This is a genomic window from Ruegeria sp. AWH4_226 (assembly GCF_056159225.1).
Map to the genome: position 1 here is coordinate 451225 of NZ_JBSWUU010000002.1, position 23030 is coordinate 474254.

The 23030-nt window shown below is 56.5% G+C and carries 26 protein-coding genes and 1 riboswitch; of the genes, 11 read left to right on the forward strand and 15 right to left on the reverse strand.

Features of this window, described 5'->3' with window-relative positions:
- Window positions 1-73: 73 nt before the first annotated feature.
- Entirely contained in the window at window positions 74-2482 is a 2409-nt protein-coding gene (locus ACXAET_RS17485) for a YbcC family protein (protein ID WP_475187961.1), read from the reverse strand.
- Between the two features lie 14 nt (window positions 2483-2496).
- On the reverse strand, window positions 2497-4047 hold the full coding sequence (locus tag ACXAET_RS17490; RefSeq protein ID WP_475187965.1) for a proton-conducting transporter transmembrane domain-containing protein: 1551 nt from the start codon (window positions 4045-4047) through the stop codon (window positions 2497-2499).
- A 104-nt stretch (window positions 4048-4151) separates the two neighbouring features.
- Between ACXAET_RS17490 and ACXAET_RS17495 the strand changes: the two genes are divergently transcribed.
- The 5 genes from ACXAET_RS17495 to ACXAET_RS17515 all read left to right on the forward strand — a co-directional run bounded on the left by ACXAET_RS17495 (window position 4152) and on the right by ACXAET_RS17515 (window position 7918).
- Entirely contained in the window at window positions 4152-5042 is an 891-nt protein-coding gene (locus ACXAET_RS17495; protein WP_224890084.1) for a LysR family transcriptional regulator, read from the forward strand.
- Between the two features lie 194 nt (window positions 5043-5236).
- Entirely contained in the window at window positions 5237-5488 is a 252-nt protein-coding gene (locus ACXAET_RS17500; RefSeq protein ID WP_475187971.1) for a hypothetical protein, read from the forward strand.
- A complete protein-coding gene (locus ACXAET_RS17505; RefSeq protein ID WP_475187974.1) occupies window positions 5481-6707 on the forward strand; it encodes an HlyD family secretion protein in 1227 nt (408 codons plus the stop codon). Before ACXAET_RS17500 ends, ACXAET_RS17505 begins: the two co-directional genes overlap by 8 nt.
- 276 nt (window positions 6708-6983) lie before the next feature.
- Window positions 6984-7334 carry a hypothetical protein gene (locus ACXAET_RS17510; protein WP_475187977.1) on the forward strand — a complete coding sequence of 117 codons (351 nt, stop codon included), beginning with the start codon at window positions 6984-6986 and terminating at the stop codon, window positions 7332-7334.
- A 113-nt stretch (window positions 7335-7447) separates the two neighbouring features.
- Window positions 7448-7918, forward strand: a complete 471-nt coding sequence (locus ACXAET_RS17515) for a Dps family protein (protein ID WP_475187979.1) — start codon at window positions 7448-7450, stop codon at window positions 7916-7918.
- A gap of 1 nt (window position 7919) precedes the next feature.
- On the opposite strand, the gene ACXAET_RS17520 is transcribed toward ACXAET_RS17515, so the two are convergent.
- The 9 genes from ACXAET_RS17520 to ACXAET_RS17560 form a co-directional block, all read right to left on the reverse strand.
- The gene (locus ACXAET_RS17520) at window positions 7920-8174 is read right to left on the reverse strand and encodes a DUF1289 domain-containing protein (RefSeq protein WP_475187982.1); all 255 of its coding nucleotides are present in this window, start codon (window positions 8172-8174) and stop codon (window positions 7920-7922) included.
- A gap of 309 nt (window positions 8175-8483) precedes the next feature.
- Window positions 8484-8951 (reverse strand): phosphate-starvation-inducible PsiE family protein, encoded by a 468-nt coding sequence (locus tag ACXAET_RS17525; RefSeq protein ID WP_475187983.1) that lies wholly within the window; start codon window positions 8949-8951, stop codon window positions 8484-8486.
- A gap of 52 nt (window positions 8952-9003) precedes the next feature.
- Window positions 9004-10014, reverse strand: a complete 1011-nt coding sequence (locus ACXAET_RS17530; RefSeq protein WP_475187985.1) for a cytochrome d ubiquinol oxidase subunit II — start codon at window positions 10012-10014, stop codon at window positions 9004-9006.
- A gap of 6 nt (window positions 10015-10020) precedes the next feature.
- Window positions 10021-11406 carry a cytochrome ubiquinol oxidase subunit I gene (locus ACXAET_RS17535; protein ID WP_475187988.1) on the reverse strand — a complete coding sequence of 462 codons (1386 nt, stop codon included), beginning with the start codon at window positions 11404-11406 and terminating at the stop codon, window positions 10021-10023.
- A gap of 272 nt (window positions 11407-11678) precedes the next feature.
- The gene (locus tag ACXAET_RS17540; RefSeq protein WP_475187990.1) at window positions 11679-12578 is read right to left on the reverse strand and encodes a metal ABC transporter solute-binding protein, Zn/Mn family; all 900 of its coding nucleotides are present in this window, start codon (window positions 12576-12578) and stop codon (window positions 11679-11681) included.
- Entirely contained in the window at window positions 12575-13477 is a 903-nt protein-coding gene (locus ACXAET_RS17545) for a metal ABC transporter permease (protein WP_475187992.1), read from the reverse strand. The genes ACXAET_RS17540 and ACXAET_RS17545 overlap by 4 nt, the downstream gene beginning before the upstream one ends.
- Window positions 13470-14228, reverse strand: coding sequence for a metal ABC transporter ATP-binding protein (locus ACXAET_RS17550; RefSeq protein WP_475187997.1), 759 nt, complete (start codon window positions 14226-14228; stop codon window positions 13470-13472). Before ACXAET_RS17550 ends, ACXAET_RS17545 begins: the two co-directional genes overlap by 8 nt.
- A complete protein-coding gene (locus ACXAET_RS17555) occupies window positions 14228-14359 on the reverse strand; it encodes a hypothetical protein (protein ID WP_475188000.1) in 132 nt (43 codons plus the stop codon). The genes ACXAET_RS17550 and ACXAET_RS17555 overlap by 1 nt, the downstream gene beginning before the upstream one ends.
- 210 nt (window positions 14360-14569) lie before the next feature.
- Window positions 14570-14774, reverse strand: a riboswitch (cobalamin riboswitch).
- A gap of 178 nt (window positions 14775-14952) precedes the next feature.
- On the reverse strand, window positions 14953-15663 hold the full coding sequence (locus ACXAET_RS17560; protein ID WP_475188002.1) for a helix-turn-helix transcriptional regulator: 711 nt from the start codon (window positions 15661-15663) through the stop codon (window positions 14953-14955).
- A 104-nt stretch (window positions 15664-15767) separates the two neighbouring features.
- Between ACXAET_RS17560 and ACXAET_RS17565 the strand changes: the two genes are divergently transcribed.
- The 5 genes from ACXAET_RS17565 to ACXAET_RS17585 all read left to right on the forward strand — a co-directional run bounded on the left by ACXAET_RS17565 (window position 15768) and on the right by ACXAET_RS17585 (window position 18551).
- A complete protein-coding gene (locus ACXAET_RS17565) occupies window positions 15768-16205 on the forward strand; it encodes a VOC family protein (protein WP_475188005.1) in 438 nt (145 codons plus the stop codon).
- Window positions 16206-16252: 47 nt separating this feature from the next.
- Window positions 16253-16609, forward strand: a complete 357-nt coding sequence (locus ACXAET_RS17570; protein ID WP_475188008.1) for a VOC family protein — start codon at window positions 16253-16255, stop codon at window positions 16607-16609.
- A 218-nt stretch (window positions 16610-16827) separates the two neighbouring features.
- Window positions 16828-17286, forward strand: coding sequence for a thiol-disulfide oxidoreductase DCC family protein (locus ACXAET_RS17575; RefSeq protein WP_475188010.1), 459 nt, complete (start codon window positions 16828-16830; stop codon window positions 17284-17286).
- Window positions 17283-18134: a methyltransferase family protein gene (locus ACXAET_RS17580; RefSeq protein WP_475188012.1), complete on the forward strand. Its 852-nt coding sequence runs from the start codon at window positions 17283-17285 to the stop codon at window positions 18132-18134. Before ACXAET_RS17575 ends, ACXAET_RS17580 begins: the two co-directional genes overlap by 4 nt.
- Before the next feature lie 18 nt (window positions 18135-18152).
- Window positions 18153-18551, forward strand: a complete 399-nt coding sequence (locus ACXAET_RS17585; RefSeq protein WP_475188016.1) for a DUF4149 domain-containing protein — start codon at window positions 18153-18155, stop codon at window positions 18549-18551.
- A 6-nt stretch (window positions 18552-18557) separates the two neighbouring features.
- Here ACXAET_RS17585 and ACXAET_RS17590 read toward each other — a convergent pair whose 3' ends face one another.
- Window positions 18558-18938 (reverse strand): PAS domain-containing protein, encoded by a 381-nt coding sequence (locus tag ACXAET_RS17590; RefSeq protein ID WP_475188020.1) that lies wholly within the window; start codon window positions 18936-18938, stop codon window positions 18558-18560.
- Window positions 18939-19092: 154 nt separating this feature from the next.
- Window positions 19093-20010 carry a LysR family transcriptional regulator gene (locus ACXAET_RS17595; RefSeq protein WP_475188023.1) on the reverse strand — a complete coding sequence of 306 codons (918 nt, stop codon included), beginning with the start codon at window positions 20008-20010 and terminating at the stop codon, window positions 19093-19095.
- Window positions 20011-20211: 201 nt separating this feature from the next.
- Here ACXAET_RS17595 and ACXAET_RS17600 point away from each other — a divergent pair, with 201 nt between their 5' ends.
- Window positions 20212-21024 (forward strand): hypothetical protein, encoded by an 813-nt coding sequence (locus ACXAET_RS17600; protein ID WP_475188025.1) that lies wholly within the window; start codon window positions 20212-20214, stop codon window positions 21022-21024.
- 112 nt (window positions 21025-21136) lie between these two features.
- Here the strand turns inward: ACXAET_RS17600 and ACXAET_RS17605 are convergent, their stop codons facing one another.
- Together ACXAET_RS17605 and ACXAET_RS17610 are read right to left on the reverse strand one after the other, a co-directional pair.
- Window positions 21137-21805, reverse strand: coding sequence for an NnrU family protein (locus tag ACXAET_RS17605; protein ID WP_475188028.1), 669 nt, complete (start codon window positions 21803-21805; stop codon window positions 21137-21139).
- Window positions 21802-22995, reverse strand: coding sequence for an NnrS family protein (locus tag ACXAET_RS17610; RefSeq protein ID WP_475188030.1), 1194 nt, complete (start codon window positions 22993-22995; stop codon window positions 21802-21804). Before ACXAET_RS17610 ends, ACXAET_RS17605 begins: the two co-directional genes overlap by 4 nt.
- Window positions 22996-23030 lie beyond the last annotated feature (35 nt).

Sequence of the window (23030 nt, forward strand, 5' to 3'; positions counted from 1 at the left end):
CGCGTTATAAACTTTCGACACACGTTCAGAATAAAGGCGCCCGGAATTGGGCGCCTTTCGTTTGCCTTTTGGCTTACTCCGCCGCGATGGCGCGGTCGGCGTCCAGACCGGTCTGGATCGGAGACCATTTCAAGTCGCCATCATAACGCCAGGCTAGCTTGCCCTGATCGTCCATTGCGATCAGGTGCAACCATCCATTGTCGAACAAAGCGCGCACCTCGGCGTGGCGGGACAGGATGTCGGACATCGCCTCGCGCGGGGCTTCGATGATCACCGACAGGCGCAGCGGATCGTGCTGCAAACGCTCGCCATCATGCACCGACTGCCATGGAAGGCCCGGACGTGGGGCACCACCATTGCCTTCGAGCACGCCAATGCCGCCTACCACGTTGTGCAACAGCTTGTTACCCCCGCCGAACAGCTGCGGTGCAACGGTAGACCCGTAATATTGCAGACTGATCCAGCTTACGACCACGACAGGCGCGGTCATGATCAACTCCAACACGCCGAACCCGTCATCCTTGCGCCAATTGTAATTGTGCAAGAACGCCTGCCCTTCCAGATCCGCACCATCGGTGCGGGTGCGGGGTGCGGCAATGAAGGCGCGGCACCCGGCCAGACCCCATTCGGGGCGGGTTTCGGCCCAGTCCTGCGCCCGCCGCTGAATATCGGTGGCCTTGTTCGCGCGCGGCAGACGGGCGGCGCGTTCAGCGCGGGTGAGCTGCCCGGCGGCGGTAAGCCAGTTTTTCAACTGTTCCAGATCGCTGGACCAGTCACCCTCGGGCAGGTCCTGTTCGAACAAACTGACCCTGTCGGTTGTGGTGAAGTGCATTGCCGGCAGGAAAACCGTGTCAGCAGGGATATCTATCCCCTGCCCGCGCAATCCGTTCCTTACATCAGCATCGTTCAGAAGACCTGCCAAAAGCCGCGCGTTGACGTCGCCCGCATGGCCACCACAAGCCCCGCAGTGCAACGCGCTTTCGTGCGGGTTGTTGGTCACGTCCGCGCCATGCCCCGCCAGCATCACGATCCGGGCGAAATTTTCCGTCAGTGACATGGCGTTCAAGACCGTCTTGGCCATGCCAATACGGGTTTCAATATCCAGGCTCGGGTCCAGTTGCGGGGCCGGGTCTGCCTTAGTTTTGCCAACCAAACCCAGCGCGTCACGCATCAGCTTGCCTGCGTATAAGGGCCCGCTTGCTTCGACAAACGCAAACGAGGACACAGCCGCCAACTTGAACCGCCCCCAGGCCCGTTTGGCCCGCGCAGTGTAGCGCCGTGTCAGATCGGCCTTTTCCGGCTCGGCAGCGTGCGAGCAAACGCCGGGCCGCAACAGAACCGGCCCGTGCTGTTCAACTACGTCCGACCCAGCAGCCCTATGCGCGCTGGCAAGGCCGAAGAACCCCGCAAAACCTAGGGTCTCAATGCCGCTGTCCTGCGCTTCAAACGCGCGGCGGAACACCTCGGACCGGACGTCGATGCAAAACGCAGCCTGCACCTGCGGGCGATCTGGGACCTTGCGAACGGAACCCGGCAGCAGCCGCGCGGCCAGCTGGCGCTGCTGCGCACGCTCGGCGGCCTCTTGCAACACTGCGTCGATGACAAAACCGGTGGTTGGTGTAACTGGCGCTTCATGCGCAGCGACAACATCGGCCCATTTGTCAGCGATCTGGTCTTCATAAAGCTCGTACAGCGCCTCATCGAATACCATTCGCAGGGCCAAAAGCTCGGATACGGTATTGTCTTGCTCTCCCTTCAGTTCGGCGTCCCACAAGAGGTAGCGCGCGTATTGCGCCCACCCGCCCATGGTGCTGAGCCAACGATGATACGCCGTAGCTGAGGCTTCGGTGCTCAGACCCAGCCTTTCGGAGGCCCGGCCAATCGCGCGCCAATGCGACCGGTTCGTATCGGCCACAAAGGCACCAAACCCTTTTAGACCATGAATTTCCGGCGTCAGGTCGCGCGTTGCAAACTCGCGCCACGCGCTGAACGTCCCCCCGGCACGCGCTTGCTGCCACAGTGCCTGCCCCTGGTCGAAATGGCTGGCCGCCCAAACACCGATCCGGTCTTCGATCAGGCCGGGCCAGTCTGTACCCGACACGTCTGCCGCCAGTTCGGCCACGGTGGGCAGCGGTTCAGCTTGCTCAGCCTGCTGACGCACTGCGGCAATGACATCGTCAAGCCCAGGGGCGTTGAACTTGCCTTCCAGCCCAGACAATGCGTCGAGGATGTCAGCGTCAGTGATTTCACCGGCGTCCAGCTTATCTGCCCAATATGACCGGTCCGGCGTGATCCGCGCGCCCGCAACCCGTGCCAAACGGGCCGCAGTTACGGCCAATGGCTCATTGGCTTGTCCAAGGAACGGGTTCACTGCAACATTCGCAGAAAGTGGGAAAAGCGGCGGGATTGCCTTGGCGGCTGATTTTGCTTCGGCCACCAGTTCCAGCAGCGGCGCCGGGTAAGATTCGAGTTTGGCAAACATGGTTTTGTCCCTTTTCAGGCTGCGGACCGCTTGGACCATCCGTCCAGCAGCTTGTCGAAAATCGCGTTGGCATAAAGGCCATTGGCAAGGTGTACCCGCAGGCCTGCCGCCGCAGGGTGCGGCGCCCAGAGCGGGAAGGTCGCTTGCGCCACGGCGACAAGGCCAAAGCTGATCAAGGCAAGTACGATCAATGCCCATTCCAGCGGCCCCGGTGCGGGCGTTGCAGGCAGTGCACCGGCAGTCAGGTGAAGGGCGATGACCTGCAAAGCGAAGTAGCTGACCGACGTCACCAAAGCATAGACCACCGTGCGCTGCGTCAGCTGGCGCGGGGCCGCGTCTGCAAAACCCTGGGCCAGCAAATAGGCGACGCCAAAGATCAGGATAACGCCCAACGCAATGGCTTGAACGGATTTGCCGTCAAAGCCCAGAACCGCGCCAACCAGGGCATAGATGATGATCGCAGTAGCAAAGGCGCGCAGAACGTTGCTTGCACTGGGCACCGCAATCGGCCCGGGCCGGTGAATGGCCGCGACATTGCGCACGGCTTCGCCAGAGCTCAGGAAGGCATGTGCCTTGTACAGGGAATGCGCCACGATATGCAGCAGCGCCAAAGGAAATAGCGCAAGCCCACATTGCATCACCATGAAGGCCATCTGGGCAATCGTTGACCAAGCCAGCGATGTTTTTACCGCAGGCTGGGTCAACATCACAAGGCCGCCAAACAACGCAGTGAACCCGCCGAGCATCACCAAAAGGGCCATAACTCCGGGCGCGACCAGCATCACATCGGCAAAGCGGATCAACAGGAAGCCACCGGCATTAATCACACCTGCATGCAGAAGGGCCGAGACGGGCGTGGGTGCCTCCATAACTTCGGTCAGCCACCCATGCACAGGGAATTGCGCCGAGGCCAGCACCGCGGCAACAGCAATGAGCAAGGCCGCCGTCAGCACCATCCAATTTGCCTGAACCGTGCTGAGGATCGTGTGTATGTCGGTTGTACCTGTGGCAGTGATCAGCAGGATAACGGCAGCCGCCAATGCCCCCTCGCTCAGCCGCGCCACAAGCGCTTTCTTGCGGGCAGCGCGTTGGGCAGTTGCGCGCTCGGGGTAAAAGAGAAGCAGCTTGTTCAGGGCGAGACTGGTTGTCGTCCAGGCGACCAACAACTGAACCAGATTGCCCGACATGACCAGGAACAGAACCGAGGCAAGCGTGAGCACCATCCATTGTGTGAACATGCCCTGCCGTGCTTCGCCATCCATATAGGTTGCTGAATAGCGCAGAACGATCCAACCGATAAAGCTGACAAGTACCAGCATCACTGCGCTGATCGCGTCCAGCCTTACGGAAACCCCGACGCCGAACGCCCCGATCAGGGCCGAGGTGCCGGGCCCCAGGATCACAAGGAAGACGGCCGAGAGCGCGGCCGCTATAAATGCCGCAAATGCAGCCGCTTCGGCCCATTGCGGCACGCGACCCGGACGAAGACCCGGATTGCGCCCTGCATAGATCGCAGCGGCGAACAGGATCAGCGGGCTCAGCAGCGGAAGAAAAAGGTATAACATGGTTGTGTTCCCAGCGTCGTAGGTGTGAGCCAACCAGTTAAGACAGATTATTTGACATTAAAAATTCATTGTTCTTTGGAAATCGTTCACTTAAATAGAACTATATGCCTTTGAACTATCATCATCTGCGGTATTTCTGGGCCGTCGCCCATGACGGGAACCTGACTCGAACAGCTCAGAGGCTGAACCTGTCTCAATCGGCCTTGTCGGTGCAGATCAAACAGTTGGAAGAACGGCTGGGTCACGACCTGTTTGAACGCCGGGGGCGACAGCTTTACCTGACCGAGGCCGGGCGCATTGCACTGGATCACGCGGATGCGATTTTCTCGACCGGGCAACAATTGGTCGCGACCCTCACCGAAACCGTTCAGACCCGAAAGGCGCTGCGCGTTGGGGCGTTGGCCACCCTTTCGCGCAACTTTCAAATCGGATTTCTCAGACCAATTCTATCGCGCATGGACGTCGAAGTTGTCTTGCGCTCGGGCAGCCCGACCGAATTGATGGAAGGCTTAGAGACCCTGAACCTGGATCTGGTGCTGATGAACCGGCCGCCCCCGGATGACAGCCTGACCCCTTTTGAAACCCACCAAATCGCCGAACAGTCTGTCAGCATTGTTGGCACGCCCGACCGGTTGGACCCGCAGAGCCCGATTAAGGAGTTGCTGCGTACCCAACCATTCATCCTGCCCACCACTGACAACAGCGTGCGGTCGGCCTTCGATGCTCTGGCCAGCCGGTTGTCAGAGCGACCACAGATCGCAGCCGAGGTGGATGACATGGCGATGCTGCGTCTTATGGCGCGCGAGGATATCGGTCTGGCCCTTGTGGCCCCGATCGTCGTCAAGGATGAGCTGACCTCAGGCCGATTGGTCGAGGCGCAAGAACACCCACGCATCAAGGAAACCTTCTACGCTGTAACCTTGCGGCGCCGCTTTCCCAATCCGCTGGTGCATGATCTGCTATCCTACGATCCTGATCCCATGCTTCTGCCCTGACCTTGTGGATTGGTCGCAGAGTTGCTCATACCATCGCAGCCCATGGGCAAATATATTGATTTTTCTGAATGTTTTTGCCTATCCTGCCGGTAGATCAATAGACACTGGGTGAGCATATGGACGCTTCTATTCCCGACGAAGCCCTGGCCCGACTGCCCTTTTGAGTCACACCGCCGGGAGAGACCGATGGCTTTTTGATCACGGTCGGCATCCTGCTCGTCCTTATCCTGCTGGGGTTCGGGGCGCTTTACTTCACGATCCAAGCCATACCTGACCGAATGGCGGCGGGCGCCCACAAGGTGCAAATGCAAGTAGTGGGTGTCTTAGGGCTGATTTCCCTGTTCACTCTGAACAATGCCTTTTGGATCGCTGCCATACTCATAGCTGCAGTGCCCTTGCACGAGATATTCCCGTTGCAGCGCGAGCCTGAGACGCCCGATGCTTGAGCTTATATTCTCAGCCCTAATCACGATCGTCCCGGATTACCTCTATCGCCGGTACAAGCAAGGCAAGCGTTGGGGCAAGGAAATAACCCTGTTCAATGTCTGGTATGAGCTGCGCTGGGGTCTTACCGCTTGTGCAATCCTTGCGGTGTCCCTGATCACAGTCATCTTTTACTTCCACCCTTCCACACAAAATGTATCCGCAGCTTTTCGCACCGTCACCATATTGTCGGATCGGCCTGGCCGCGTGGCCGAAGTCTACGTGGCCAACAATGAAAACGTTACTGCCGGACAAGCAATCTTTCGGCTGGATACATCAAGGCAAGAGGCCGCCGCCGAAACCGCCCGCCGCCGGATAGAAGAAATCGACGCGTCTCTTGGCGTGATTGAAACGGACGCTGCGGCCGCTCAGGCGCAGCTCAACGCGGCCGAGGCTGATTTTCGTCAGGCCTTGGACGACCTCGACCGCCGCCAATCCTTGGCCGAGCGAAATAATGCCACCGTCAGCGAACAGGAGTTGGAGCGCTTGCAAACCGCGGTCTCTCGCACTGACAGTCAACGCGCCGCCGCTGCTGCGGCGTTGGACGGGATTAAACTGCGCCAAACCACTCTGCTGCCGGCACAACGGGCCAGTGCCCGTGCGGTTTTGGCGGAAGCTGAGACCGAAATTCTAAAATCCACTGTGTTTGCCGAAGTCGATGGCACCGTCACACAGTTTCTGCTCAAGCCGGGCGACATTGTGAACCCGATCCTGCGCCCCGCCGGTATCCTTGTGCCCGAGGTTTCGGGTCAGGGGCGTTTCGTGGCAGCGTTTCGCCAAATCTCGGTCAGTGTGATCAAGCCGGGTATGCTGGTCGAGATCACCTGCCCGGCCAAACCGCTGGTCGTTATTCCAATGGTGGTGGATGAAGTACAAAACGCCATTGCTGCCGGGCAGTTTCGCCCCGGGGATACGCTCATCGATCAACAGGATCGGGCGCGTCCCGGTACAGTGACGGCTTTCCTTGCCCCGATTTTTCCTGCGCATCTTGACCAGATTCCGCCGGGCAGCGCCTGCGTTGGCGTCGCCTATTCCAATCGCTCCCAACAACTTGAGAGCAGAGAGATCACCGGCTTTTCAGCGTTCCTCACCCGCATCGTTGATGGAATGGGTATTGCAAACGCTATCGTCCTTCGGGCGCAGGCCATCCTGTTGCCGGTAAAATCTCTCGTTTTTAACTGATGCCGATCCTTAGCTGCCCGATGTGGTAACATGTCAAATCGGATTGTAACTGCAGTGAACATACCCCCCTGCGCCGTCAGATGAGAATAAGCAAGCGACAAACTGGTGACCACAAATTAGTGATTTCAACCGGGTCATGACTTGAATAATCAAAACCTTAGCACTATTGTCGGGAATTGAAGGTAGAAGCAGTCCCACGTCATGATGCAGGCAATCCGTTTCTCACATGCGGAAGATTTCCGCACCCCATCTTCTCCGCAATTGCAAGAGCGGACAATGCAGATCATTAACCATTTGCGAGTGGTCGCGCTGCAATGCCGTTCGGCTGCGCGTGTGGATCTGGATCAGGCTTGTGCTTTGTTGTTGGCTGATCCTTCAGATGAACAGATGCGCCACGCGGAAACGCTGATGCGGGGGTTTCGGCAGGCCGTAGAAAAACGCCCCGCGTTCTTTCGCCCTGGGGTCGCAGAACTTTCGTTTGACGAGGCATGGCTGGGTCGGCTGTTCGAAGCAGTTGAACAACAAGATGAAGACAGTTTCCGCTTTCTCATCCAATCGCGTGTTCCGCGGTGGACACAAAGGAACCTTGCCTTTTTGGTGCGATCAATTTCCGAGCGTTTTTGTTAGATTTAGAATTATTCTAAAAAACTCTTGGAATTCGTCTGAGATCCTCTAAATAAGGGATCAGATTGCGCTTGCGACAAACCAACGCGACAAACCCAAATTTTCAGGGAAGTACCATGACTCAGACAGCTATTGACCTCACCATCGATTCCCGCGCCGCAATTGCCGACGCGTTGAACCAATCCGTTGCCGAAACGGCCGTTACCACGATGCTGGCGCAGAACTTCCATTGGAACGTGACCGGCATGGCCTTTGGCCCGCTACACGACCTGTTCCAAAAAATCTACGAGGATCATTTTCAGGCTCAGGATGACCTTGCCGAACGTGTCAAGTCTTTGGACGCACATGCCGAAGGCACACTGGCCGGTATGCTGAAGCGTTCGAAAGTGGCTGAACATGATGGTACCGCCACCGACAAAGAAATGATCAAAATTATGCTGGACGCGCAGGAAACCTTGGCCGCTACCGTGGCCGGAGCGGGCGAACTGGCTGCAAACCATGGCGACACCCTGACCGAAGATCTGTGCATCAGCCGTGGCCAAACCCACGAGAAATTCGCGTGGTTCCTGCGTTCACACCTGCGCTGAGCTAACCATCCAAGGTAATTTTCACCTTAGCTTTTTTCTTCCGAAGCTTCTTCATATAGGCCGGTCCCCAATGGGTGTACCGGCCCATTTGTTTCTGCTGACAAACCAGCATCTCAACAAATGCCTCTTGCTGATCAGGGCGCTTGATTGCTTTGAACAGCTTTTTCTGGCTCTTTGTCATGGAACACCCAATGCAATGTCCCGCACGGCGGAACTTACACACGTCTATGCAGGGGCTAGGGATTTTTTTGCTCATCAATAACTCTGGTTGATGCAGGTTGCTGGCACCATACATTGGACCTGCCGCAAGTCCGGAAAAGAGGCCAAAGCGTCGCGGCCAGCGGTTACTATGCGGGTAAACACGTCTCAACCAGTCAGTCAAGCGCCGGTAGGGTCCGTAAAACATCGCCGGGACGTGGGGGCAGAAAGGCAACACAGAAAACAAGGTTGCAAGAGCTGTCCAGCGGCTCGGTGAACCCGAACACATTGGTTAGGCCCGCGTGCAGGTCAAAGATTTGCTTGCAGAACCATGTTGCTTTCGACTTCACCCGATTCAGCAGCCTGTTTAACCCTTTTCGGATGAGGTCCTCGTCCAATCCACCCACAAAAGCATCGCAAAGGCACAGCCCAAGGCAAGCACTGCGGCCGACAAGCCGAAAATCAACAAACCCGAAACCTGGTCAATCTCCATAACGATCAGTTTTCTGACCACGGCGAGGATGCCGATCATCAAGACAACCCGGACTTGTTCGTAACCCTTGCTGCCCTTCACCATCAGATGCACGGAATGGGCCAGTTCCAACGCTATAATAGCGCCCAGCAGCAGCGCAAAAAGCTGCTGCAAGTCCTCGTAGGTCACACCGGTGCCAGAAGCCATCACAACGGCCGCGGTTTCCTGAAGAAAACTGGCTGTAGCAAGCAGAATGACAATTAATGTTCCAGCCAACAGCAAGATGGCCACAGCCGAAGAAAACCAAACATAAGCCCTGTCGATCAGATCGCGCATTTCGAAAAAGTAAATCGAAATTCGCAAATGTCATCTTGAAAGTGCTGAGATTCAAGCGCCGATGGTGTACCGCAAAGGCTCAGTCATAGCGCAGCTCCGTCGCCTTGCCGCGAAAGATCGTATATGACAAGACAGTGTACCCGGCGATGACGGGCAACACAAAAATCGCGCCGATAAGGATGATGAACAGGCTTTCTGGAGCACTGGCCGCCTCGTAAATCGTCAACTGCTCGGGGACGACGTATGGGTAGAAACTATAGGCCATCCCAAAGAACGCCAGCGTGAACAAAACAATCGACGCCGCAAACGGGAACCACGCCCAACTGTCATTCCTAGTAGGAAGGTGACGTAAAGCGTACCACAGCAACGCGATCAAGACCCCAGACATCAGAGGCAGCGGCAACAGCAGGAAAAACTCGGGGAAGGTGAACCATTTCTCGAAGATACGAGGGCTGACCAACGGTGTCACCAATGAGACGGCGCCGAGTCCGATGATGAGCCCCCAGATGCCCCCTTTGGCCCATCGAACGGCTTTTTCCTGAAGTTCTCCATCGGTTTTGAGGATAATCCAGCAGGCGCCGATGAACGAATACCCAACAGCCAGAAAAACAGCCGTAATCATCGCAAAGGCCCATGTGGCCCAACTGCTTTCCAATCCCATGATGTACTTACCCAGCATGAAGCCCTGCGCCAGGGCGGTCATCGAAGAGCCCGCGAAAAAAGCCAGATTCCAGTAGTATTTGTGATGCGAGGGCGCTTTAACCCGAAACTCGAACGCAACGCCCCTTAGGATCAGACCGATCAGCATGATGGCAACTGGCAGGTAAAGCGACGTCAAGATCACCCCATGGGCGGTTGGAAAGGCCACCAGCAGAATACCGATGGCCAAAACCAACCATGTCTCGTTGGCGTCCCAGAACGGCCCGATCGAGGCGACCATCCGGTCTTTCTCCGCGTCATCGGCGAAGGGGAACAGGACCCCTACGCCAAGGTCGAAACCGTCCAATATGACATAGACCAGAATCGACACCCCCATGAGCGCAGCAAAGGCAAGCGGCAGCCAGTGGGTTGGATCACCAAAAAGTTCCATCGCGTTTTACTCCGCCGGTACCGCTTTGACGCCTTGGGTCGCCGAAGCAGCCTGATTTTGCTGCGAATGGCCAGTTCTGGCCGCCTTGCGGGCCAGATAGAACAACACTCCGACATAAGCAGCTAGCAGCAGCGCATAGATTATCAGATATGCCGCCAAAGTGGTTCCCACCATCGGGGCGGGAACGTCTGCCACCGCCTGTTCCGTCGTCAGCACGCCCTGGACAAGCCACGGCTGGCGACCAATTTCTGTCGTGTACCAACCCGCCAGAGTGGCAACCCACCCTGAAAAGGCCATCGGCACCAGCGCCACCTGCATCAGCTTTGGCACCCCACCCGGCCCGCGGCCCCGCCGCATGAACCAGAGCGCGGACCAACTGAGCAAAAGCATGGTAATGCCTGTGCCCACCATAACGCGGAATGACCAGAAAACGGGCGCAACCGGCGGGTGAAGAACGGTGCCATCCTCGGCCACGAAATCATTCAGGCCCGGCACAACACCATCGGCCTTGTGCGTCAGAATGATCGAGGCAAGGTTCGGGATGCTGACCTCATGGTGGTTTTCCCGCACTTCCTCGTCCGGGATGGCAAACAACACCAATGGGACGTTGGATTTGGTCTCCCAGTTGCCTTCCATGGCTGCCACTTTCTGGGGCTGATACTCCAGTGTGTTCAGGCCGTGCAGATCGCCCATGTAGATTTGCACAGGGATCAGCAGCGCACCAAGCCAAGCCGCGGTTTTAAACGTGGCACGCACGTCCGAACCACGGTCTCCGACCAGCCAGCGAAAAGCTGACAGGCCGAGGATCAGAAACGCCACTGTCAGGCCACTGGCCAACAGCATATGGGTCAAGCGGTATGGCATCGAGGGGTTAAAAATGATCGCCCACCAATCTGTCGCGAAGGCCACGCCGTCGCGCATCTCAAACCCTGCGGGCGTGTGCATCCAGCTGTTCAGAACCAGAATCCAGAACGCGGACATGGTCGTACCAAACGCCACAAGAAAAGTTGCGGTCGTGTGCAGCCAGTTCGGCACCTTTGAAAAGCCAAACAGCATGATGCCAAGGAACACGGCCTCAAGGAAAAACGCGGTTAGAATTTCATAGGCCAGCAACGGCCCTGCGATGTTTCCGACAGCCTCCATAAAGCCCGGCCAATTGGTTCCAAATTGGAAAGACATCGTAATTCCGGAAACGACACCCATCGCGAAGGAAAAGGCAAAGACCTTGACCCAGAAACGATAGGCTTGCATCCACTTCTCATCCCCGGTTGCGTTGAAGCGCAGCTTGAAAAACAACAGCACCCAACCCAATGCGATCGTGATCGTCGGGAATAGAATATGAAAGGATATATTCGCCCCAAATTGAATTCGGGACAGCAGTAAAGTGTCCATCTCACACCTGTATTCGGTTCGTTTGATAGACATTTAGCGTTGGTTTAACTCTGTGGAAGACACCCTGCGACAGCCCGTCATGCGGCAGAGTATCCCATGCGGAACCGGGCTCATTCATACCAGCGCTGAAAGTACAATCACCCGATTTAACAGCAAAAATGCCCACTGTCCTCATGGGACAGTGGCAGTCAAAAGCCTGCATTTACAGAAAGGCCAGATCGGGCAAGGTTTGCCCGAGGCGAAAAGCCAAGCACCGCCTCGGGCAGGACTGTTTAGCTGCCGGACCCGGTCGCCAGTGCGTCCAAAAGCGTGGCCAGGTTGTGCTGGAACATCGCCAGGTAGCTGGTGGCTGGCCCACCACGCTCGGACAGGGCATCTGAGAACAGCCGACCACCGATTTCAAGCCCGGTTTCGTCCGAAATTTGCTGAACCAGAGCCGGGCTGGTGATGTTCTCTACGAACAATGCCGCCGCGCCTTCTGCTTTTAGCTGATCAATCAGGACAGCTAGATCCTGCGCCGAAGGCTCTCCCTCGGTATCGATGCCAACAGGTGCAAGAAAATTCATTCCGTACGCGTCCGCCAGGTACCCAAAGGCATCATGCGCAGTCACTACAGTGCGACGGTCGTCCGGCAACTCGGCCAGTTTGGCCTTGGTCTCGGTGTCCAGCGCTTGAAGTTCAGCGATGTAGGCTGCTGAATTGGCCGCGATGACATCAGCGTGTTCGGGCATGGCCTGTTTCATCGCCTCTGCTACGTTTGATACGTAGACCACACCGTTTGACAAAGAGTTCCACGCGTGGGGGTCAATTTCACCTTCAACCTCGACCGGCGTGATACCGTCTGTTGCGACGTGGACCGTCGCCTCGGTACCCGACTCTGAAATCAACGTATCAGACCATGTTTCAAAGCCCAGACCATTAACAAAGATGATATCCGCTTCGGCGACTGCGCGCGCGTCAGCGACCGACGGCTGATAGACGTGCGCGTCCGCGTCAGGGCCAACGATCGTTGTGACGGTAGCCAGATCGCCCACGACTTCTTGAACCATGTCGCCGAGGATCGAGAAACTCGCGACAATCTTGACGTCGTCATCATCAGCCACGGCCGGCAGTGCGGCCAAGGCGAAAGACGCCGAGGCGATGCCGGCGTAGAGGGATTTTACAAGAGTCATTTCACTCTCTCTTCTTGTTGGATTTGCGCAACCGGGATGTCATTTGAAACGGACGGTTTGCGCAGCCGTCCGCCAAAGCCCAAGGGGCCGAAAACGGCCGAGATCAGAAAGAATGCACCCGCCACCAGCACGATTGCGGGGCCAGACGGTGTGTCGGGGAACATGTACGATACCGTCAGTCCGATCCAACAGCTGGACAGGGCGAAGACAAAGCCAAGGACAAGCTGTGCGGTAATCGTGCTGGCCCAATAGCGGGCGGCTGTCGCGGGCAGGATCATAAGGCCAACGGCCATAAGTGTACCCAGAGTTTTGAAGGCGGCCAGAAGGTTTAGGACCAACAGCAGCATGAACCCTTGATCAATCAGCCAAGGGCGTCGGGTTTGGCTTTCAAAAAAGACAGGATCACAGGTACTGACGATCAACGGACGCAACAGGAATGCGAAGGCCACCAGCGTCACCATCGCCACACCGCCAACGAGTATCATTGAAGCGTCGTCAATCCCCAGAATCGAGCCAAACAGGAAACTTTTTAGTGGAACGGCGGAGCCGGCTGCAGAAAGGATAAAGATACCAACTGCCAAGGCGATCAGATACAACGACGCAAGGCTTGCATCGCTGCGCAAAATGGTCCTGCGCGCCAGCAACGCCGTTAGAACGGCCACTCCGATCCCCGCAATCAACCCGCCGATCAGCAGCGACATGACCGACAAACCCGCTGTGACAAACCCGATGACAATACCCGGAGTAATCGCGTGCGCCATGGCTTCACCCGCCAGCGATAAGCGCCGCAGAACAAGGAATGCACCCACTGGTGCCACCGAGGCCGACAGGACAGTGGTTGCCACAAATGCTCGGCGCATAAAGGCGAAACTCCACATTTCATAGAAAAGATCAAACACCTGCCCGCTCCGCTGTTGATTGGTTACTCCGGAACATCCAAGAGGCCTGACTTTCCGAGAGATACCCTTGTGCAACCAACCGGTCAGGCGTCAGCACATCATTCACTGGGCCATGCGTTGCCTCTTGCCCGCCCAAAAGCAGAGCGTGGCTGCAGTGGTCCAAGACCGATGACAGGTCATGTACCACCAGCACAACTGCGCGGCCTTCATTGCGCCAGCGCCGGATGATCGACAGCAGATGCGCCTCGGTGCTTTGATCCACGGCGGCAAAAGGTTCGTCTAAAAGGATCAGTGGGGCGTCCTGCATGATAACACGCGCGAACAAGGCGCGCTGAAGCTGCCCACCGGACAGCTGGTGAAGCGGTCGATCAGCAATGTCCAAAACGCCGGCCTCATCCAGCGCAGCAAACATCCGGTCACGCGCTGCGGCGTTCAGCCCCGAGCGGTAGCCAAACCCCCGCCAGGCACCCATTGCTGCAAGATCACGGACACGAATGGGAAAGCGCCGGTCGAATTCGGTCATTTGCGCAAGGTAGCCAATTTCGCCGGGGCGGCCTTTCGGCCAGTTTAGATTGCCTGAAAGCGGATCCAGCAGACCCAACAGCATCTTTACAAAAGTACTTTTCCCAGACCCGTTCGCCCCCAGGACGGCCAGCGTGGTGCCAGGCTGAATATCCATGGAGAGACGCCGAAACAAAACCAGATCGCGATAACCAAGCGTCAGTTCACGTATTTGCAGAATGGCTGACATCAGATCACCGCGTAGATCAAAAGCCACAGCAGCACTGACGCAGCCAGCGCCCCCGCGACCAGAACAGCTACGCTGAATTCGGTGAGACACCGGCCCTGTAAGGTCTCGTTTTCTTTTGCGCGCCGCGTCATCGGCTTGCACCACTCGGCACGGCGCAACCCGAACCACAAAAAGCCGATAAAGTTAGGTTTACCGCACACTGTCTGCGAGTTCGGGATTCCATTTCTTGCGATACCACAGGCTTTGCCTCCTCCACTCAGACGAGGGCAAAGCAAGTGCAAGTCTTTGAACGGCATGACCCGTTAGAAACACTGTCACCTCCCTCTGGGACACCCCGCCCAGGTTAAAATATTCGGATGGCAGGTCTCCTGACTTGCGGGTCAACGCTGTCCCGATCCTTCCCAGGCCTGTGCCCAGTGGACGATCTCGGGACGGCTCTCCGCCTACAGTTGCGGGGGCAGTTTCGGATTTGGCCGGGTGGCCGTACCGAATTCCCTTTTAATCCTGACGCGTCTCGCGCCTGGAACCATCGGGCCTTGTGTGCTTAAAACCTTCCGGCACGTCAAGGATTTTCAACGTGAGACGCGGATAACTCCCCTGTGACAGTGCGCTGACTTCTCTTTTACACAATGCATGGACAGGAAGAGCTAAGGACAAAAAGCGTTTGTATCAGAAAGCAAAGCAAGGCGCCTTCCTATTGGCACCGAATGACGTGGGGGGCACCTTAGTCACGCATCCCGTTCTCATAGCGTTTGCGTTCTGCGTCCGTAGCCTTGCGCCATTCGGCCCGCAACAGATCCATGCGACGTGGGATTGATGTATCAAGAACCTCGGCTTCGACGATACGTTCGGTTCGGAAGTAGCGAAAGCCCTCGCGCAGTTCGCACCACGCGGCAATGATCCGGCTGGTGTCTCGATAACCCAGAAGAACTGGCCAGATCACCCGGTTCGTCTGTCGATCTGTGTAATCGTTATAAACAACGTAAATCTTCTTGCGGCGTCGAATGGCCTGACGGATGGATGCTGCCCCCAATACCTCGTCCGGGGGGTCCACCGGGGCAACGCTGACCACCGGCTCTAGAAACGAGGTTCGGTATTTTGCGGGCGCAACGGTTTCCAACTTGGTGATCAGCTTTTCTGCGGCCACCGCGAGTTCGGGTTCCCCCCGTGTTTGGACCCACATGACCCCGAGCATGACCGCCTCGATTTCATCCGGGGTCAGCATCAGAGGCGGCATGTGAAAACCCGGCTCAAGGATGTAGCCGACACCGGCTTCGCCGGTGATTGGCACACCCTGCGCGATCAAAGCGGCCATATCCCGGTAGACCGTACGCTTTGTAACACCCAATTCGGCCCCAATAGACTGGGCCGAGATGGGCGCCTTCTCCCGTCTCAGGATTTCGATGATTTCGAACAGCCTGTCACCGCGTCGCATGAGGGTCCTTTCGCCAACACCACCAATACTGACACTATGCTGACAACACGCTGTCAGCATAGGGGTTGTAGAGACAGGACCGTTGTCAATTCAGGATCCCCATCATGAGATCAGCCCTTTCGCTAGCCCTTGCCCTTTTCATTCCAATCGCAGGTGCCGCTCAGACCACAGATGTTGCAAATGACACGGCGATAACCGCCATGGGTGCCTATGTGCCAAGTGACGACGTGCAGCAGTCTAAGTCCTTCTACCGCAACCTGTTTAGCCGCGCGCCGACAATCGAACTGCCCGATTTTGTTGCTTTCGACATCGAAGGCGGTTGGTTCGCCATCGTGTCTCGGGACCGGTACGCACCCGGGGCTGAGCCTGGGTCAGGCGCGGTTCCCTATCTGCAAGCTGCCGATCTTGAAGTGCTTCAATCCCGCGTCGTGGCAACCGGTGCCGCAGCACCCGAAATAATCAAAGAGCCCGGTATCCACCTTCTTAAGATCACTGATCCCAATGGCCAATTGATCGAGTTCTTCAAGCTGACCGGCAAGTGACGACAGCGGAAAACACAATCGGACACGCTTCAAAAAGGAAATTTACAATGCAAATGAACTACTGCGTTATCGGGACGAACGACATGGATGCTGCAACACGGTTCTACGACCGGCTTTTCGAACGTTCCGGGATGAATCGCGTCTCGCCCAGTGAGAGGATGACGTATTGGTTGGGCGAAGGTTTTGCCTTTGCGGCCGCCGTCCCTTTTGACAAGCAGCCCGCCACCAATGGAAACGGCACCATGGTCGGCTTTAGCGTGGGATCACCCGAGGAGGTCGAGAGGCTCTACACTCTTGCAATCGCGCTTGGCGGGACATGCGCGGGCGAGCCTAAACAGCGTGGCCCACGATTTTCAGCATATGTACGGGATCTGGACAGCAATAAGCTGTGCCTTTCGGATTAGCGCAGTGAAACACCGCTGGTCGGCTAGCAATCAGATTAAACGCGACCGGACGTCCGATTGCCGTCATCTTTGCATCTTCACAGTGGCCACAGAGTGCACGGCGCGCCCACGAAACGGAACAATGCGGCGTCATATCGCATCGTTTCACAGTGGTTTTTTGGTTCCTCGGACTACGTTCTTCCCGGACTGAACTGATAACTTTCAGGAAGAAAAACCACATGCCCAAGGATGACGATCAGGCGGTTCAAAAGCAAAACACTTGCGGAGAAAATGACACAGCCCCGCAACGTGCCACTGTGTATTTTGATGGCTCCTGCCCGCTCTGTTCCCTTGAAATAGGGCATTATGCCTCTTGCGAAGGCGCCGATGGCTTACGGTTTGTGGATGTTTCAGACCCTAACGCACAGCTTGCAGAGGGGCTCTCGCAGGACAAAGCAATGGCGAGGTTTCACGTGCAATTGCCTGATGGAACGCTTGTGTCCGGAGCAAGCGGGTTTGTCGCCGTTTGGCAGGCGTTGCCGAAGTGGCGGTGGCTTGCGCGCGCAGCTCAACTTCCCGGCGCGGTGCAGGTGATGGAGGTTGCCTATCGCATGTTCCTGCCGCTGCGACCGATGCTGTCACGGGTCGCCTCGCGATTGGGGGCGAAGCCGAAGAAACACTCGGATACCACCGTATGACCAGTCCAGGCGATGGTCATCTAAAGCGACTGCTCAGGCTTGCAAACGGTGCATTGAGACCCGAACCGGGTGCGGGCAGGATCATGATCGCGCTTGGTTTTGGGCTTGTCACACATATTGTATTTGCGCTGGCGGTTGCCGCCATGGTGATTGCGATGTTCTTCGGCATGAGCAAAAGCCTTGGTACGGTGCCGTGGCCAGCCGCCGCACTGACCAACGCGCTGCTGATTTTGCAGTTTCCTCTAGCCCACTCTCTTTTGCTGACCGGCCGTGGTATGAAATGGCTGGCCCGTTTTGTCCCCGGTCCGCACGGTGCAACTCTGGGCACGACCACTTACGCCATGATCGCTTCACTACAACTTCTGGCTCTTTTTGTTCTATGGACCCCAAGCGGTATTGTTTGGTGGCAGGCCGACGGATGGGCATTTTATCTTGTCACAGCATTGTACGTAGCGTCCTGGGTATTGCTGATCAAAGCCAGTTGGGACGCGGGCGCCGAAGTTCAGTCTGGTGCACTGGGCTGGATGTCCTTGATGCAAAATGCAAAGCCCGTGTTCCCCGACATGCCAACAAGGGGCTTGTTTCGCATAATACGCCAGCCGATATACGTTGCCTTCGCATTGACGTTGTGGACGGTCCCAACGTGGACCCCTGACCAGCTTGCCCTTGCAATCGCGCTTACGACCTATTGTCTTGCGGCGCCGATGTTGAAAGAGCGTCGGTTTGAAAAACGTTTTGGTCGCCGCTTTGAAGACTACAAAAAAGACGTCCCCTACGCCGTTCCAAAGCTGAGATTCACGGGCCGTTCTTCGGCGCTGGGTCTTCGGCGTCCCGCTTCCAAGAATTAGAACAGAGAAAGTCTGCACATGCTTGAATTTGCACTTCTTGTCACCGCTCTGATGTTTGGTGGGACAACTCTCTATTCCTTCGGGTTTGCCGCGTTCGTTTTCACGGCTCTCCCGGCGGAAACGGCGGGGCCGCGTATTCGACGTGCATTCCCGTATTTCTACTTGTTCGTACTGGCAACTTCCGCAGTGGCTGCCATCCTTCTGATCGCCAGAGACCCGATTTCCAGCGCATCCATGGGTGTAATTGCGGTGACGACGGTTTTCGCACGGCAGGTTCTGATGCCCGCGATCAACGCTGCTACGGATTCAGGAGATAAAAGCCGATTTAAGCGGCTTCATACTTTGTCAGTAGTAATAACATTGGCGCATATCTGCTGCGCAGCCTTCGTAATAATACGTCTTGCCGGTCAATCCTGATTGTTTTCATCCCACTGGGTTCTGGGCTCCGGCAAAAAACATCAACTGCCCCTGCCCATCGTAAATCGGGCGGATGCGCAGACGGTTTACGAATGGCGTTCCGTCTTTGCGATAGTTCAGAATGTCGATCGTAAATCGTGTTTGCGCTTTAAGCCCCATGCGAATGGCCTCGATGGTCCAAGGACTGGTGTCAGGTCCTTGCAGAAAACGGCAATTTCGCCCCAAGGCCTCTTCAACGCTATAACCCGTCTGCTTTTCAAATTCGTCGCTGACAAAAATCATGGGATTGTCGGGTTGCGATGGATCGGAAAACACTACGCTCATTTCGACTTCATCCGTTTCCAAAAGGGATCGCATGTAATCCGTATCTAGGTCGCGATGGGTCATACTGTCATCCTTCATTCAAACATCTGTATTTTATAGACTTCCCGATACAACTGATCAACGGCATCGGTTGAGCCTTCGCATAGAGGTCGTCGCAAACGAGTTGTGCGCCGCTTCGTCTCGGTCATTCGGCAAACCTTCCACACTGTTGCAAGTCTTATTGGCCGAAATCCCTGTCCCAAGGCGGCAAATCCCCCCCGAGATGTTCCAGAATGAAGTCGATGAAAACACGCACCTTCGCAGGCAAATGACGACGCTCTGGATAGATGGCATAAAGCGTTTGTGACGGCAGTGGACATTCTGGCAGCACTCTCTCCAGCCGTCCCGCCACAAGATCTGGCCCTGCCGTGAAGGTCGGCAATCGTCCGATGCCCGTTCCGCCAAGGATCGCCTCCCGCAAGGCATCGCCGTTATTCACACTGTAGCTGCCGGTGGGGCGAAAGGTTTTGGTCTTGCCTCCGAACTGAAAAACCCATTCCTGAAAGTCCCGGCTGTAGGAATACTGCAAGCAGTTGTGGCCGTTCAGATCACTAATCGTTTCCGGCCTTCCATGCCGCTCTAGGTATTCTGGTGAGGCCGCCAGAACATTGCGTAAAGGCGCGATTTTACGCGCAACAAGCATCGAATCCGCCAACGTGCCGCCGCGCAAAGCCAGATCAAAGCCGTCAGCAAACAAATCGATCACCCGGTCATCCATTACCATATCGACGACTACGCCCGGATACCGCCGCAAAAACGCGGACATGAGCGGCGCGATGTGCAAGCGCCCGAAAACCATTGGCACGTTCACCTTCAGGCGTCCTTTGGGTGAGTCCTGAAGGGCCAGAACGCTGTCTTCAGCCTCACGCGCCGCATCAAGCGACCTGACTGCATGCGAATAGAAATGCTCGCCCGCCTCGGTCAGGCTGACGTTGCGTGTAGATCGGTGAAACAGCTGCGCACCCAAACGCTTCTCAATCTGCGTAACCCTTTTGCTGACTGCGGATTTTGACACCCCCAACCGACGCGCCGCAGCAGCAAACCCTTGCGTTTCAGCAACCGCCACAACGACGGGGATATCGCCCATTCCCTCCATTGTTCCTCTCCAGCTTTGGGTGATTTTTTCTCAACATACGGTTTCATAATAGCCGGATTATCTGCGTCATGGAAACCGAATAGATTTACAGCGCCATCCAGAAGAAACCATGCGGCAGTGCAAAACCGTGCCGCAGATTGTCCCTGTTTTTTGGCAACCAACAAGGGACGCCCTGTGAAACCTGAACCGGAGAAATCCACCATGAAACTGTTCTCAAAACTTGTCATGGCAGCGGCTGTTCTGTGCTTTCCCGCGCAGGCCTTTGCCGAGCCTGAAGACACCGCTGGCGTGTTGAAACTTGAATACACCGATGGGCGCGCCGCAACAATTGGCGTGGAAGACGTGAACGCAGTGCTGCAAAGCGTAGGCGTCCGCGTCAGCACTGTTGCGATCCCGGAACAGGCCTTGCCGATACTTGAAGCGTCGCACAGCCGCGCGATCACAGCCGAAGAAGAAGCGCAGCTGATTTCTGATTTCGAGCTGACTCGTGTGGACCTTCTGGCCGAGATCAAGGCGGCTGGTCGCACGCCGACGGTCGAAAACGGTGGCTCACTTACCACGTTCGAAGAAGGGATGGCGCCGTACCCCAAAGTCTACGACATGAACAAGATGGACGCCGAGACCCGTGCATGGGTTCACAACAAGTTCGGCCCATTGCACGTCAATCACACGGATGAAGGTGTGGGCATTGACGAGGTTATGACGATTGTCTCTGGCGGACCTTGGGCTTGGTTTTTCGAGCTGCCCGGCGATGTCATCGGCAAGCTGACACTCGGCTATGTTGGTCTGGACGGAGAGGCATGGCGCATCAGCTATCCGGGTATCAAGCCCCATGGCGGGTTTCTTGACCCTGAATTCGGCCTAGTTGTTGCCTATGCCCATGGACCCGAACAATTCGAGATGCGGTTCGACGCGGACAATATTGCCGGGTCACGCCTGAATGGGACAAATTCGTGGATAGATACGTCCGGAAGCAAACCCTTGCTTCTGAACACTCCGCTGGAGACCAACTAAACACCCAAGCGGCTGCGGACGACGGACCTGTCGGCAGCCGCTTTTTCAGTGCCTCTGTACATCGTGCAATGCGGTTGTGAACTCTCCTGATTGATCTAGCGTCTGCTCAAGATCAACCGGCTGAAACTCCGATGACAATTGGGTGCAATGTGAAAAGGACTGCAAAAAGAACAACGCCCGCAAACAGCCGCAGCAATACCTGCCGCCATGATACTGGCTTTTGAAATAGCGGTGCACGATTGATCTCGGCTACAACGGCCTCCCAATTCTCCTCACCCAAGTCACGACGTTTGCGCACGTCAATTATTTTGCGTCCTGCGACGGCAAAGCAGCCCAAAACGCCAAACAAAAGAACATGCGCAAGATCGCCATTCGGCAGCAGGTGCAACCCGGCCCACAATGCCAAAGCCAAAAGGATCGGATGTCTTGTGAAGCGCACGATCCCAGGGTGTTGCGGGTCAAACCGTTCGTTTCGGCGACCGCCAAAAGACAAGGGATTGGGTCGACCGATACTAAAGGCCAGGATCAGGCACACCCCAAGCATACCGATCTGCACCATGTGGCGGTGCCACGGATGCTGGGGCCAAAGCTGCACATATGGGGCCTGACCTGCGGACCAGATCAGCAAAGACAGCATCGCAAGCGACAAGATCGAGTATCCGATACCAAAACCCGCCTGGCCCGTCTGCGCGACGATGCGGGCTTTGACGGCCGGGCGCACCGGGATCGAATGAGTAACGAAGAACGCGGCAAATATCGCCGCAAAGCCGGTCCAAGTCATGCCCCATTTACCGTTTTGGGTCGCATCAGGGCGGGGCCGTAGGCCCAGACAAATCCGGCGAAAGCGACCAACCACAAGCATCCTGAGATATGGATCATCTCTGACCAGACAGACGTCAACAGTCGGGTGAGCACGGATCCGAAGATGCACAAATACACCAGAACGGTCATTCGATTGGCCCTTAGTTCTTGTCCTGTGTGACCCAAAGTGGCCCGGGTCATAACAGCCAGTGTCATGGTGCCGATCGCACCAGCCATCCACAAATGCTGTGCTCCTGCAGTGTTGGGGCTATCCAAAATCCGATCAACTCCGAGCGCCAGCGCACCGAGCGGAACAAAAAGGTAAGACGCGTGCAAAACCCAAACCAACGGTTCGGCAAGTGTCTGATGTCCCTGCCATCGAATAAGCCGGACGAAATGCAGTACACTCAGGGCGATCAAGGCTACTGCTGTGAGCAGATCAAAGGGTCTCAGCGTCCAAAGACCCAAACCAAGAAGGCTCAGAAGAAGGACAGCTTTGTCAAATCTCTGCATCGGCGGAGCAGGGCGGGCCGGGTTGTGCTGGCGAACAAGCCAGTTGCGCGTGAATGAGGGCACGATGCGGCCACCTATGACTGCGATCATCATGATGGCGGTGGCAACGCCAAGTCTTAAGCCAACCCCTTGCGCCGCATAGCCACCGGAAAGGGCTTCGTAGTGGAAAATGGCATTGGAAACGGTAAAGACCGCCAGCAGAGCCAACACGATCAGGTTGCGCCAGTTTTTGCCTGCAACGATCTCACGAAGGATGACCACGCCAAGAACAACAGAAAGGGACAGGTCGACAACCGGGGCCAACCAGATTGGCAGGTTCGCTGAATACAGGATTGCAAACCGTCCGATGACCCAAAGCGCAAACAGCCCTGCCAACCGCAACCCCACAATCGGCAATCGCCCGGTCCAGTTCGGCACTGCAGTCAGCAGAAAACCGGCAAGGACAGCACCAAGGTAGCCGAAAAGAAATTCATGCGCGTGCCATGAGATGTTGTCAAACCTTGTTGGCAAACCTACAGCGCCCCCTAGCGCCGCGAGCCAAAGCAGCATAGAGACAACCGCCCATACAGCCGCAAACAGAAAGAAGGGCCGAAATCCAAAGCTAAAGAGTGCCGGGCCTTTCCAGGCGCGCATCTGTTCAGCAGATGTCTGTGACATCACCGTTCTCCTTCACTGGCGGTAAGTACTGCAAG